Below are 13,424 nucleotides of genomic sequence, written 5' to 3' on the forward strand. Positions count from 1 at the left end.
CTCAGGCGTCCTTCGCGATCATGTAGCCGAGACCGCGCACGTTGCGGATCAGCTCCGCACCCAGCTTTTTGCGCAGTGCGTGAATGTAGACTTCGACGGTATTGCTGCCGATCTCCTCGCCCCAGCCGTACATTTTTTCTTCGAGCTGGCTCTTCGACAGCACCGCGCCGGGCCGCGCGATCAGCGCTTCGAGCAGAGCGAACTCACGCGCCGACAACGCGACCGGCGCACCGTCGAGCGTAACCAGATGCGACGCGGGGTCGAGCGTCAGCGTGCCGTGGCGGATCGTCGAATCGCTGCGGCCGGATTGCCGCCGGATCAGTGCGCGCATGCGCGCGCCGAGTTCGTCGAGATCGAAAGGTTTGACCAGGTAGTCGTCCGCACCGGCATCGAGGCCTTTCACGCGCTCAGCCACCGCGTCGCGCGCGGTGACGATCAGCACCGGCAGTGCGTGACCGCGCGTGCGAAGTGCGCGCAGCACATCGAGACCGTCGCGTTTGGGCAGGCCAAGGTCGAGCAGCACCAGATCGTAAGGTTGCGCGGCCGCCGCATTGAGCGCGGCTTCGCCATCTTCCACCCAGTCGACGGCGAAGCCTTCGCCGCGCAGCGCCTTGCGCACACCTTCGGCGATCATCCGGTCATCTTCGACTAGCAAGATGCGCATGTTTATACATTCCGAAACGTTTGATTCATGCCGCATTCTAGCGCCCGGTCAGCCGCGCGCGGCGTGCGGCGCTTTTTTCAGCGCAGTCTTGCGGCATGTCACTACAATGGGCGCTTTGCGTCGGGCGCGAGCCGTTCGCTCCGTGCGCGCCTGCCGGGCACGCACCATTGCTTCGACTGGCCGAAGCGATTGCGATAGGGCCGATGCCGCTTGCCCAACCCGCAGCCAACCAGTTTGACGCAACATCCATGCACCGATGCCACTGAATCGCCGCGTGCACCACGCCTTGAAATCTTGCCTTTTAGCCCGTTCTTTCAGCCCCTTCATGACGCACGCTTTCCTTTCCTCTGTCGCATGCCGCGTGGCGCTGCGGCTTTGCCGTTCCGCCCTGTCCGTCTCTGCTGCCGCCGGCGTGCCCCCTGACGCACCGACGGCTCGCGCGTCTGCCGCCCGCGCGCATCGTCCCCTCGCACTGCGTACGGCGGCATGGCTCAGCGTGTGCGTCGCGCTCGGCGCGGGCGCCGCGCTGCCGCTTGGCGCTCACGCGCGCATCAAGGCGACGCATCCGAGCGTCAGTGTCACCACGGTACTGCCGCAATCGGTGATGCTCGGCTTGCAGCACGCGCACGTGCCGTTGTCCTCCATCAGCGTGGTAGTGGAAAAAGTGGGCGACCGCACGCCGCTGCTCGCGCTGAACGCCGGCAAGCCGATGATGCCCGCCTCGACGATGAAGCTCGTCACCACCTACGCCGGCCTGTCGATTCTCGGCCCCGACTATCGCTGGCGCACGAGCGCCTATGCCGACGGCACGCTCGACGGCAGGGGCGTGCTGCACGGCAATCTGTATATTCAGGGCACCGGCGATCCGAAGCTCGTGCCGGAAGAATTGATCGACCTCGTGCAAAAGATTCACAAGGCGGGCATCACCGGGATCGACGGCGCCCTGGTGCTCGACAAGCGCTACTTCGATCCTTCGACGCGCGACCTGCCGCCGTTCGACGATGACGTCACAGCGCCGTACAACGTCGGCCCCGACCCGCTGCTCTACGCGTTCAAGTCGCTGTCGTTCACGGTGACGCCGTCGCCCGACGGCAAGGTTGCAATCGACGTGCTGCCCGCGCTCGCGCAATTGCAGATCGACAATCAGATGCGAGCGGTCAACGGTCCATGCCGCGGCGACTCGGCCTCCGTGTCGCCCACCGTCACGCCGCAGCCCGACGGCACGATCGTGGCCTCGTTCAGCGGTGACTATTCGATGCGCTGCGACGCGCGCACCGTCAACGTCGCCGTGCTCGATCACTCGGCATTTTTCGCGGGCGGCTTTCGCGCGCTGTGGCAGCAAACCGGCGGCACGTTCAACGGCCCGACCCGCGAGGGCGCGGTGCCGGCCGGCGCCAAACTGGTCGCCACGCATCAGGGTCCGGTGCTGTCGGACATCGTTCGCGACATCAACAAGTTCAGCAACAACACGATGGCGCGCAACCTGTTCCTGACGATCGGTGCCACCGAAGAAAGACCACCGGCGACGGCCGCCAAATCGGCGCAGGCAATCGAGGCGTTTCTGCGCCGCGACAGCGTCGAGATGCAATACCTGACGCTCGAGAACGGCTCAGGGCTGTCGCGCGACGAGCACATCACCGCACTGGCGCTTGCCGATCTGCTGCAACGGGCCAATGCCAGCCCGGTCGCGCAAGCGTTCGTTGAGTCACTGCCGATCGCCGGTGTCGACGGCACCATGCGCAACCGCCTCACCAACCAGGGCGCGGGCGGCAACGCGCACATCAAGACCGGCACGTTGCGCGACGTGCGCGCGATCGCAGGCTACGTCGCGTCGGCGGACGGCAACAGCTACGTGGTGGTCAGCCTGATCAACGATCCGCATTCGGAAGCCGCGCGTGCCGCGCACGACGCGCTCCTGGAATGGGTATATCAGGGCCCTTCCCAAGGTTTCACGAAGATCGCCGCCCGCGTCGAAGAACCGCGCGCCGCGCCCAGGAAAAACCCGCACAAACGCTCGTCCCACTGAGTGTTTCTTCTAGCGAAGCCGTGCGCGGCAAGGTGCTAAACGTGTACGCTGTCGGGCAATGTTGGGTGCACGCGAACAGCGCCGTGCGCACCGCACGAGCCGCGCGCCGAGATGGCGCCGGCTTGCTCGAACGATAACGACACCGCCTGCGGCGAACCACGCCGCGGCCAGGGACCAGGGAGGAAGACACCATGCAATTCGATACTGAATTGCTGCTGATCGCCATGGCGCCAGTCTTTCTCGCATGCATCGGCCGGCAGGCGCGGCACCTGTGGCGCACGCGACCCCTTGAGCCGACCTGCAGCTCGCGCGACGCGTTCTGCAACGCCGGACTCGCTGATGCAACAAGCCGCCAACAAGCTCGCGCGGCTCGCGACCATTCCCGTTCTACGCGTTCTTCTACCAGCACGAGCGCAGCCACAGATGCGCGGCGGGCCGCATATCGTTCGTCGTGCTGTTCATTGGGCCGGACCTTTGTCGCCTTCGCGTTCGCTGGTTGCGGATCGGGCATCCGTGATGCGTACCGTCGATGAGAAAACACCCGAGCTCGCCATCGAGCATCAATGCAAACCATACGGCCGCGTTTGGAAACGTCGCGCGGGCCGCAGAAGATTCTGTAAGCTGTCGCCACGCCGCCGCGGCGGCGGGCGCTGCCTGCAACACATGGCACCAGGGCCAATAGACGAGGAGATGTAGTCAAGATGAATCAAACAACACCGAAGAAGCGTCAATTCATTCGCGTCACGCAAATCGCGCTGGCGAGCGCTGCGTTCGCCCTGCTCGCGGCCTGCGGCGGCGGCAGCGACAACAATAACAATGCGAGTGCTACGCCTGCCGGTGGCGTCAAGTTGCAGGTGGTGTCGTTCGGCGACAGCCTGTCCGATGTCGGCACGTATGCGCCGGTGATCCAGGCGAGCTTCGGCGGCGGGCGCTTCACGACCAACCCGGGCGAGGTGTGGACGCAGAAGGTCGCCGAGTACTACGGCGGCACGTTGACGCCGGCGTACGTGGGCGGCTTCGGCCAGCCGCTGGCCGCGGCGGGCGGCTACGGTTATGCGCAGGGCGGCTCCGATGTGGTCAACGCTCAAGGCAAAGGCTGGGCGCCGAACAACATGGCGGCGACGACGGTGCCGGTCGTGACTCAGGTGGCGAACTACCTCAGCGCACATACGAGCTTCAACGCGAACCAGCTCGTGCTGGTCAACGGCGGCGCGAACGACATCTTCCAGTTCGCGGAGACCTCGGCCAATCTCACGGCGCTCGGCGCCGCGCTCCAGACGCAATATCCGCTGCTCGTGCAGGCCGGCAAACTGCCGAACTCGCAGGCAGGGCAGGTTGCGTTCATCGTCGGCTACCTGCAGCAACTGGCCAACCCGCAGATCGCGCAGGCCGCCACCCAACTCGCCGCGCAAGTCCAGACCATCGTCAAGTCGGGTGCGAGCCACGTGGTGGTGTCGACGGTGCCGGACATCGGCAACACGCCGCTTGGCGTCGCAGCCAACGCGGCCACGCCTGGCTCGGCTGCACTGCTGACGGGGATTAGCGCGGCGTTCAACTATCTGCTGGTTCAGAACCTGACGGCGCTCGGGTTGGTGGGGACGGGCAAGGTCATCGTGGCCGATGCGTTCACGTGGCTGGATCAGCAGTTGCCGAACTACCAGGCGCTGGGATTCACGGTGTCCAACACCGGCACGGCGTGCAACCTCACCTCGATGCAGAGCAACGCAACCGCTTACGCCAAGGCCAATCCAGGCGCGACAAACGGGTTGACCCCGGAGCAGTACGGCGCCCAGTTCGGCTCGTCGCTGTTTTGCTCGCCGCAGACCTACACGGTGGCCGGCGCCGACCAGAGCTACATGTTCGCGGATATGGTCCACCCGAGCACGCACGCGCATGCGTTGCTCGCACAATTCGTCGAGCAGCAGATCGCGGCGACAGGGTTGGGCAAGTAAGTCGAGGATTGCCGCACATTGCGGCGTCGTGAGGGGAGCGGTGCTAGCCGGGCCGCCCCTGCCCCTGCGCTTCGAACGCAGCCGCAGCCCGACCGAGCCGGTCGTTCACCGCGATCCATTCGATTGTATCGGGCAGCTTCTCGATCAGAATGCGCGACACGTTGGCGCGATCGAGCGCGCGCAGCAAGCCGTACAACTCGCGCGCGTACACGTGCGGGTCTTCGGGCGCGGCGACGAAATGCACGCCCTCCACGTCGGCCCAATGCCCGGCGCGCGATGCCCTCGCGACCAGAGCGACCCGCTCGCCCGCTTCACGTGCGGCGAGCAAGGGCTCGAGCGCACCGAATGGCAGCAACGCCAGCGGCGTGCGCGGCGCGTAGTGCGCCTTCAGCGTCCCTGACGCGCGCGGCGCCGTCGCGTCGGAGCCGTCCGGCAAACGCGGCGCTTGCCCGAGTACGTCGGCGATATCCTGCGGTGTCACGCGACCGGGGCGCAGCAACGCTGGAAAACCGCGCGACAGATCCACGATGGTCGATTCGATCCCGACATCCGACGCGCCGCCGTCGAGCACATGAATCGCGCTGCCGAATTCGTCGCGCACGTGTTGCGCCGTGGTCGGGCTCACATGCCCGAAGCGATTGGCCGACGGTGCAGCCACCCCGCCGTGCCCGCCGCGCAACGCGCTGAACGCTTCGAGCAGTGCCTGCGCGACCGGATGCGATGGGCAGCGCAGTCCGACCGAGTCCTGCCCGCCGCTGACCGCAGCCGGAATGCGCGCGGCCCGCTTGAGGATCAGCGTGAGGGGGCCGGGCCAGAACGCGTCGATCAGGCGCTGCGCGTCCGCGGGCAAATGCTCGACCCAATAATACGGATCGCCTTGCGGCGCGAGATGCACGATCACCGGATGATTCGCCGGCCGACCCTTCGCGGCATAGATGCGCGCAACCGCGTCCGCACTCTCGGCGTCGCCGCCGAGGCCATACACGGTCTCCGTGGGAAACGCGACCAGCCCGCCCGCATCGAGCAATGCCGCCGCGTGTTCGATCTGCGCGGCGCTCACGCGCAATGCGCCCGCGGCGTCTTCAGCTGGGTTCGGTCGATCGGGCATGGCGCTCGCGTCAGCTCGTGATGATATGCAGGAGCCGCGCGCAATCTCGTGCGGCCGTGCGCGCTTCTTCGAGCGTAGCCGCCGTGAAGTTCACGTGACCCATCTTGCGGCCGCAGCGCGCCTCTTCCTTGCCGTACAGATGCAGGCGCGCCGAAGGCATTGCCGCGACTTCGTGCCACGGCGGCGTGAGCGCCGCGCTTTTTGGACCGTCCGGAAACCACACGTCGCCGAGGATGTTCAGCATCACCGCCGGCGAATGCTGACGCGTGTCGCCGAGTGGCATGCCGGTCATTGCGCGCACCTGCTGCTCGAACTGGCTGGTCGCGCAGGCGTCGACGGTGTAATGGCCGGAATTGTGCGGACGCGGCGCCATCTCATTGGCGACCAGCGAACCGTCTTGCAGAATGAAGAACTCGACGCACAGCACGCCGACGTAGCCGAGCCGCTCGGCGATCTGCAATGCAGCTTGCTGAGCCTGCTGGACCAGCGTCGCGCTCGCGTCCGGCGCCGGTACGATGGTGTGCGACAGCACGCCGTCGCGGTGCGTGTTCTGCGCGAGGGGATACACGGCCGACGCGCCGTTCGACGCACGCGCAATCAGCGCCGAGACTTCGAACTTCAGCGGCAGACGTTTTTCGAGCACGCAGGGCACGCCGCCGAGCGACGCATGCGCCTCGCGCACTTCCTCGGCATTGCGCACCCGGATCTGCCCTTTGCCGTCGTAGCCCATCCGCGCGGTTTTGAGGATGCCCGGCAGCACGGCTTCGAGTTTGGCGTCGTCGAGCGCGGCGAGCGCGTCCGAAGACTCGATCGCCACGTGCGGGGCCACCGTCACGCCCGAGGACGCGATAAAGCGCTTCTCGGCAATGCGGTCCTGGGCCACCGCGACGCAACGCCCCGCCGGACTGACGAAGGTCGTCTTAGCGAGAAAGTCGAGGCTCGCGGCCGGCACGTTCTCGAATTCGGTCGACACGGCCGCGCACAGCCGCGCGAGTTCGGTCAACGACGCTTCGTCGTCGTACGCCGCGCGCAGATGGCGGTCGGCGACGGCGCCGGCCGGACTGCTGTCGTCCGGGTCGAGCACGGCGACGCGATAGCCCATCGCCTGGGCGGCAAAACAGAACATGCGGCCGAGTTGGCCGCCACCGACCATGCCAAGCCATGCGCCGGGCAGAATCGGTGAAACCGGTGTGTTGTCTGGGTTCATCTCAGTGGTCGGTCGCGGCCGGGCGCGTCTGCAGTGGGGCCACTGCGAGCACTCGGCCAAAGGTCGGGGTCGAGGGTGGGACAGAGGGACGTCTCAACGCGATCAGCCCGCGCTATCACAGCGCCGGCAATACCATGGCGTGAGCCGCCTGGTTCTGGCGCACGCGGAATGCAGCCAGTTTTTCCGCATACTCCTTGCTCGTGCCGCTCAGCAGCGACACTGCGAACAGCGCCGCATTCGCCGCGCCCGCTTCGCCGATCGCAAACGTCGCGACCGGCACGCCCTTGGGCATCTGCACGATCGAATGCAACGAATCGACACCCTTCAAATACCGGCTCGCCACCGGCACGCCGAGCACCGGCACGGTGGTCTTGGCGGCCAGCATGCCCGGCAGATGCGCCGCGCCGCCCGCACCGGCGATGATCGCGCGGATGCCGCGCTCGCGCGCACTTTCAGCATAGGCGAACATTTCGTCGGGCATGCGGTGCGCGGACACCACCTTCGCTTCGTACGGCACGCCGAATTCCTGCAAGATCGCCACCGCGTTCTTCATGATTTCCCAGTCGGAACTGGAGCCCATCAGCACACCGACGACCGGCGCGCCATGCGTATGGGCGGTTTGAGATTCACTCATCTGTACGGCTTCCTTATTTCCTGACGGCGCGCGATCAGGCGAGCTTGTGTCCGGTCAGGCGTTCGAGCGCTTCCTGATACTTCTCGCCCGTCTTGTTGACCACGTCGTCCGGCAGCTTCGGCGCGGGCGGCTCTTTTTCCCACGGCTGGGTTTCGAGCCAGTCGCGCACGAACTGCTTGTCGAACGACGGCGGATTGGTGCCCACCTGATATTGGTCCGCCGGCCAGAAGCGCGACGAATCGGCCGTCAGCGCTTCGTCCATCAGGTAAAGCTTGCCGTGGTTGTCCAGCCCGAATTCGAACTTCGTGTCCGCGATAATGATGCCGCGGGTCGCCGCGTAGTCCGCAGCTTCCTTGTACAGCTTGATGGAGATGTCGCGGATCGTGGCCGACAGTTCGGTCCCGATGCGGCGTTCCATCTCGTCGTACGTGATGTTTTCGTCGTGGTGACCCATTTCGGCCTTGGCCGCCGGCGTGAAGATCGGCTCGGGCAACTTCTGCGCGTTTTGCAGACCCGCCGGCAATTGCACCCCGCACACCGAGCCGGTGGCCTGGTAGTCTTTCCAGCCGCTGCCGGCGAGATAGCCGCGCACCACCGCTTCGACGAGGATCGGCTCGAGGCGCTTGACGACCACCGCGCGGCCCCTGACCTGCTCGACTTCGTCCGGGGCGACCACGGACTCCGGCGCGACGCCTGTCAGGTGGTTCGGCACCACATGCTTCAGTTTCTCGAACCAGAAGTTCGCCATTTCGTTGAGCACGCGGCCCTTGTTCGGAATCGGCTCGCCCATGATGACGTCGAACGCCGACAGACGGTCGGTCGTGACGATCAGCAACTGGTCGTTGCCCACCGCATAGTTGTCGCGGACTTTGCCGCGGCCGAGCAGCGGCAGCGAGCGGAGCGTGGATTCGTAAAGGGTAGACATCGTCGTGGTTCGCTAAAAGTGAGGCAAAAAGTGTGAGCGGAACAAAAGGGAAACGCCGTTCCCCGGATGATGCGGGAACGGCGATCTAACGACAACCTGGCCAGATAGCCAGGTGCAAAGCCGGAAACTGACCCAAACGCGAGCTTAGCGGACGACTTGCGCCAATTCGCCCGACTTGTACTTCTCCGCGATTTTATCAAGCGAAACGGGCTTGATCTTGCCAGCCTGGCCTTCGCAACCGAATTGCGTGTAACGGTCGATGCAGATTTTCATCGCCGCTTCCCGCGCCGGCTTCAAATAATCGCGCGGATCGAACTTGCCCGGGTTGGTCGCCATATAGCGGCGGATCGCGCCGGTGATGGCCAGACGCAGATCCGTGTCGATATTGACCTTGCGCACGCCGTTACGGATGCCTTCCTGGATTTCCTCGACCGGCACGCCGTAGGTTTCCTTCATGTCGCCGCCGAATTCGCGGATTTCCGCGAGCAGTTCCTGCGGCACCGACGACGAGCCGTGCATCACCAGGTGCGTGTTCGGAATACGCTGGTGGATTTCCTTGATGCGCTGGATCGACAGAATGTCGCCCGTCGGCTTCTTGCTGAACTTGTACGCGCCGTGCGACGTGCCGATGGCGATCGCCAATGCGTCGCACTGCGTCAGCTTCACGAAGTCGGCGGCCTGCTCCGGATCGGTCAGCAGTTGCTCGCGGGTCATCGTGCCTTCGGCGCCGTGGCCGTCTTCCTTGTCGCCCTTCATGGTTTCCAGCGAGCCGAGCACGCCCAGTTCCGCTTCCACCGTGATGCCGATCGAATGCGCCGCTTCGACGACCTTGCGCGACACCTCGACGTTGTACTCGTATGACGCGACGGTCTTGCCGTCGGCTTCGAGCGAGCCGTCCATCATCACACTGGTGAAACCGCTGCGGATCGCCGCCATGCATACCGCGGGCGACTGCCCGTGGTCCTGGTGCATCACGACCGGAATATGCGGATAGGATTCGACCGCCGCTTCGATCAGGTGGCGCAGGAACGGCTCACCTGCGTACTTACGAGCGCCGGCGGAAGCCTGCATGATGACCGGGGCGTTGACTTTGTCGGCGGCCGCCATGATTGCCTGCACCTGCTCCAGGTTGTTCACGTTGAATGCCGGAAGACCGTAACCGTTCTCAGCGGCATGGTCCAGCAGTTGACGCATTGATACGAGAGGCATGCTGTAACTCCTTAGAGTGAAACGAATTCTTGTGCCGTCGGCATCTTTTTTGGCGATTTTATCGCGACGCAAGCCGCATACCCTGTCGCACGGTCCCTAAGCGCCGAGCGGTCCTGTTCGCTCCAGACGCGATTTCTAGCCTCTCGCGGGGCTTGTTGGCGTGCTTCCCTGTACCGATCAAGCGGGCGGTGGATATGTCGACAGGAGTTAGCGCTTTGGCGCTTACTCCTGTCCCACGCATAGCGAGTCGACACCACTTAGCGCTTTAGCGCTTACTCCTGTCCCACGCACAGCGAGTCGACACCACTTAGCGCTTTGGCGCTTCCTCCTGTCCCACGCACAGCGAGTCGGCAGCAGCTAGCGCCCTGGCGCGTCAGCCCCGCCCAGCACAACCGCGTTGTGCGCACTCAGTACGGCTCGCCGACCCGCACGATTTTCAACGTGTTGGTGCCGCCGGCCTGCCCCATTGGCTCGCCAACGGTCAGCACCACCATGTCGCCGCGCGACGCGTAGCCCTTGCTCACCACGGTTTCCAGCGCTTGCTGCAACGCGGTGTCGCGATCCGTGTTCGTCTCCAGATGCAGCGAGGTCACGTTGCGGTAAAGCGCCATAGCCCGCTCGCTGCCCACCCGCGGCGTGAGTGCGAAGATCGGCACGTGAGTCCAGTGGCGCGACATCCACAGCGCCGTCGAGCCGGACTCGGTCAACGCCACGATCGCCTTCGCGCCCAGGTGATAGGCCGTGAAGAGCGCGCCCATCGCGATCGACTGGTCGATCCGGGTGAACGTGCGGTCGAGGAAATCCTTATCCAGCTCCGACTGCTCCGACTTCTCCGCTTCGATACAGATCGCCGCCATCGTCTCGATGGTCTGCACCGGGTACTTGCCCGCCGCCGATTCCGCCGACAGCATCACCGCGTCCGTGCCGTCGAGCACGGCGTTGGCGACGTCCGACACTTCGGCGCGGGTGGGCACCGGCGCGTTGACCATCGACTCCATCATCTGGGTCGCGGTAATCACGAACTTGTTCGATTCGCGCGCCATACGAATCATCCGCTTTTGCAGCGCGGGAACTGCGGCATTGCCCACTTCCACGGCCAGATCGCCGCGCGCGACCATGATGCCGTCCGACGCGTCGAGGATGCCTTGCAGCGCCGGAATCGCCTCTGCGCGCTCGATCTTGGCGATCATCTTCGGCTTGATGCCGTACGGCGCACCGGCGATGTTCGCCAGCTGGCGGGCCATTTCCATGTCGGTGGCGTTCTTCGGAAACGACACGGCGACGTAGTCGACGCCAAGCGACATCGCCGTGCGGATGTCCTCCATGTCTTTCGCGGTGAGCGCAGGCGCAGTCAGACCGCCGCCCTGGCGGTTGATGCCCTTGTTGTTGGACAGCTCGCCGCCGATCTTGACGATGGTGTGGATTTCATTGCCGAGCACCCGCTGCACGTTCAGCACGATCAGACCGTCGTTGAGCAATAGCACGTCGCCCGGCCTGAGGTCGCGCGGCAGGTCCTTGTAGTCGAGACCGGCGCGCTGTTCATTGCCGAGTTCGCAGTCGGCATCGAGCACGAACGGCTCGCCGGCAACCAGCGTGATCTTGCCGTTTTCAAATCTGCCGACGCGAATCTTCGGACCCTGCAGGTCCGCCATGATGGCGACTTCGCGGCCGGCCTGGCGGGCCGCCTCGCGCACGAACTCGGCGCGCTGGCGGTGGTCGTCGGCGGTGCCGTGCGAGAAATTGAGCCGTACCACATCCAACCCTGCCTGAATCATTTGCAGCAGGATTTCCTGGGTGTTGGAAGCCGGTCCGATGGTAGCAACAATCTTGGTGGCGCGATGCATGAGTCTCCTCGTCTGGATGGGATCGCTGAAAAGAGCGCTGCGAGTCGGATGCGGAGGCTGCGCACCGAAAGATGCTGCCAGGGGCTGCGCGCCGGTTGAAACCAGCGTCGCTTTATGGGGTGATCGGGTGTTCGAGACCAGCACGGGGGGCGCCGGCCGGGGCACGGTCTGTTGGTCCGGGAGTTCTGCCTGCGACGCTGGGGCCGGGTTGGCCTGCCCGGCGGACGGATCCGCCGGTTCGTCGTCAGTGGCAGTGGTCAAACCCCCGAGCGCCACAGCCGCGCCCGATGCTTCTATTTCGACGGACGCTGCCGCAATGGCGGCAGAGCGTGTGGCGCGCGCTCCTGGCGTCGCAACTGCCGTATCGCGCGGCGACTTGCCACCGCGCGCCTTGGCAGACTTGGCCGTTGGGGAGCGCGTCGCCACGTTAAGCCCGCGATTCCAGCACTTCGACCGCCGGCAGCTTCTTGCCTTCGAGGAACTCGAGGAAGGCGCCGCCGCCAGTGGAGATGTAGCTGACCTTGTCGTGGATGCCGTACTTGGCGATGGCCGCGAGGGTGTCACCACCGCCCGCGATCGAAAACGCCGAGGACCTGGCGATTGCGTCCGCCAGAGTCTTGGTGCCGTTGCCGAACTGGTCGAATTCGAATACGCCGACCGGGCCGTTCCACACGATCGTGCCGGCCTTCTCCAGTTGCGCGGCGAGCGCCCTGGCGGTGTCCGGTCCGATGTCGAGGATCATGTCGTCGTCCTGCACGTCGGCCACGGCCTTCACTTCGGCCTTGGCGGTCGGCGAAAATTCCCTGGCCGTGACCACGTCGGTCGGGATCGGCACCGAGGCGCCGCGGGCCTTGGCCGCGTCGATGATGGCCTTGGCCTCGTTCACCAGATCGGCTTCGGCAAGCGATTTGCCGATCTTCAGTCCGGCGGCCAGCATGAACGTGTTGGCGATGCCGCCGCCGACGATCAGTTGATCGACCTTGTCGGCCAGCGACTTCAGGATGGTCAGCTTGGTCGACACCTTCGAGCCGGCGACGATCGCCACCAGCGGACGCTTCGGCGCGCCCAGCGCCTGGCCGAGCGCTTCGAGCTCAGCCGCGAGCAGCGGACCCGCGCAGGCGACCGGCGCATATCGGGCGATGCCGTGGGTGGTCGCTTCGGCGCGGTGCGCGGTGCCGAACGCGTCGTTCACGTAGATGTCGCAGAGCTTCGCCATTTTCTGCGCGAGCTCGTCGGAATCTTTCTTTTCGCCCTTGTTGACGCGGCAGTTCTCGAGCAACACGACCGAGCCGGGCGCGACGTTCACGCCGTTTTCGACCCAGTTGGCGACGAGCGGCACGTCACGGCCGAGCAGTTCGGCGAGGCGCTTCGCGACCGGTGCGAGCGAGTCTTGCGGCTTGAAGTCGCCTTCGGTGGGGCGGCCCAGGTGCGACGTGACCATGACGGCCGCGCCTGCGTCGAGCGACGCCTTGATAGCCGGCACGGACGCGCGGATGCGGGTGTCTTCGGTGATGTTGCCTTGATCGTCCTGCGGCACGTTCAGATCCGCCCGGATGAACACGCGTTTGCCGGACAGCTTGCCTTCGGCGATCAGATCGGAGAGACGCAATACCTTGTTCATGGGCGTTTGTGTGCGAGTTGATGAGAAGGCGGTGGCGGACGGCGCGTGGGCTTCATGCGCGGCGAATTTCTGCGCCTGGGCACGACGGCGGCTCGCGTGAACGGGCGCGGACGGCGAGGGGGTGGCTCTTGCGCCCTCTTTCACCCTCTTTCACCCTCTTGCGCCCTCTTGCGCCCCGCATCTGCACGCTCGACCCCGAAACCTGCATTTTAACCGATCCACACTGCCTGCTGA

General features: G+C 65.3%; 10 protein-coding genes and 1 pseudogene. 3 read left to right on the forward strand and 8 right to left on the reverse strand.

The features are described 5' to 3' along the window. Window position 1: 1 nt before the first annotated feature. Window positions 2–664: a response regulator gene (locus ABQJ48_RS11205; protein WP_367838034.1), complete on the reverse strand. Its 663-nt coding sequence runs from the start codon at window positions 662–664 to the stop codon at window positions 2–4. Between the two features lie 325 nt (window positions 665–989). On the opposite strand from ABQJ48_RS11205, the gene dacB reads away from it, so the two are divergent. From dacB to ABQJ48_RS11220, 3 genes and pseudogenes are all read left to right on the forward strand, one after another. Beyond that, a complete protein-coding gene (gene dacB / locus ABQJ48_RS11210) occupies window positions 990–2,690 on the forward strand; it encodes a D-alanyl-D-alanine carboxypeptidase/D-alanyl-D-alanine endopeptidase (protein WP_367838036.1) in 1,701 nt (566 codons plus the stop codon). A 191-nt stretch (window positions 2,691–2,881) separates the two neighbouring features. Continuing rightward, window positions 2,882–3,201, forward strand: a pseudogene (locus ABQJ48_RS11215) (sterol desaturase family protein); the annotation flags it as partial. A 190-nt stretch (window positions 3,202–3,391) separates the two neighbouring features. Next, complete coding sequence (locus ABQJ48_RS11220) at window positions 3,392–4,642, forward strand: SGNH/GDSL hydrolase family protein (protein WP_367838038.1); 1,251 nt, start codon at window positions 3,392–3,394, stop codon at window positions 4,640–4,642. A 43-nt stretch (window positions 4,643–4,685) separates the two neighbouring features. Here the strand turns inward: ABQJ48_RS11220 and ABQJ48_RS11225 are convergent, their stop codons facing one another. The 7 genes from ABQJ48_RS11225 to ABQJ48_RS11255 form a co-directional block, all read right to left on the reverse strand. Then, window positions 4,686–5,750, reverse strand: coding sequence for an L-threonylcarbamoyladenylate synthase (locus ABQJ48_RS11225; protein ID WP_367838039.1), 1,065 nt, complete (start codon window positions 5,748–5,750; stop codon window positions 4,686–4,688). Between the two features lie 10 nt (window positions 5,751–5,760). Next, window positions 5,761–6,957, reverse strand: a complete 1,197-nt coding sequence (locus ABQJ48_RS11230) for a 5-(carboxyamino)imidazole ribonucleotide synthase (RefSeq protein WP_367838041.1) — start codon at window positions 6,955–6,957, stop codon at window positions 5,761–5,763. Between the two features lie 115 nt (window positions 6,958–7,072). Further along, entirely contained in the window at window positions 7,073–7,591 is a 519-nt protein-coding gene (purE, locus tag ABQJ48_RS11235) for a 5-(carboxyamino)imidazole ribonucleotide mutase (protein WP_367838042.1), read from the reverse strand. A gap of 34 nt (window positions 7,592–7,625) precedes the next feature. Then, window positions 7,626–8,516: a phosphoribosylaminoimidazolesuccinocarboxamide synthase gene (locus ABQJ48_RS11240; RefSeq protein WP_367838044.1), complete on the reverse strand. Its 891-nt coding sequence runs from the start codon at window positions 8,514–8,516 to the stop codon at window positions 7,626–7,628. A gap of 144 nt (window positions 8,517–8,660) precedes the next feature. After that, the gene (gene fba / locus ABQJ48_RS11245; RefSeq protein ID WP_367838046.1) at window positions 8,661–9,725 is read right to left on the reverse strand and encodes a class II fructose-bisphosphate aldolase; all 1,065 of its coding nucleotides are present in this window, start codon (window positions 9,723–9,725) and stop codon (window positions 8,661–8,663) included. 407 nt (window positions 9,726–10,132) lie between these two features. Further along, a complete protein-coding gene (gene pyk / locus ABQJ48_RS11250) occupies window positions 10,133–11,569 on the reverse strand; it encodes a pyruvate kinase (RefSeq protein WP_367838048.1) in 1,437 nt (478 codons plus the stop codon). 427 nt (window positions 11,570–11,996) lie between these two features. Further along, window positions 11,997–13,190 (reverse strand): phosphoglycerate kinase, encoded by a 1,194-nt coding sequence (locus tag ABQJ48_RS11255; RefSeq protein ID WP_367838050.1) that lies wholly within the window; start codon window positions 13,188–13,190, stop codon window positions 11,997–11,999. Window positions 13,191–13,424: the final 234 nt, after the last annotated feature.

This window comes from Paraburkholderia suaedae (assembly GCF_040812055.1).
GTDB lineage: Bacteria > Pseudomonadota > Gammaproteobacteria > Burkholderiales > Burkholderiaceae > Paraburkholderia.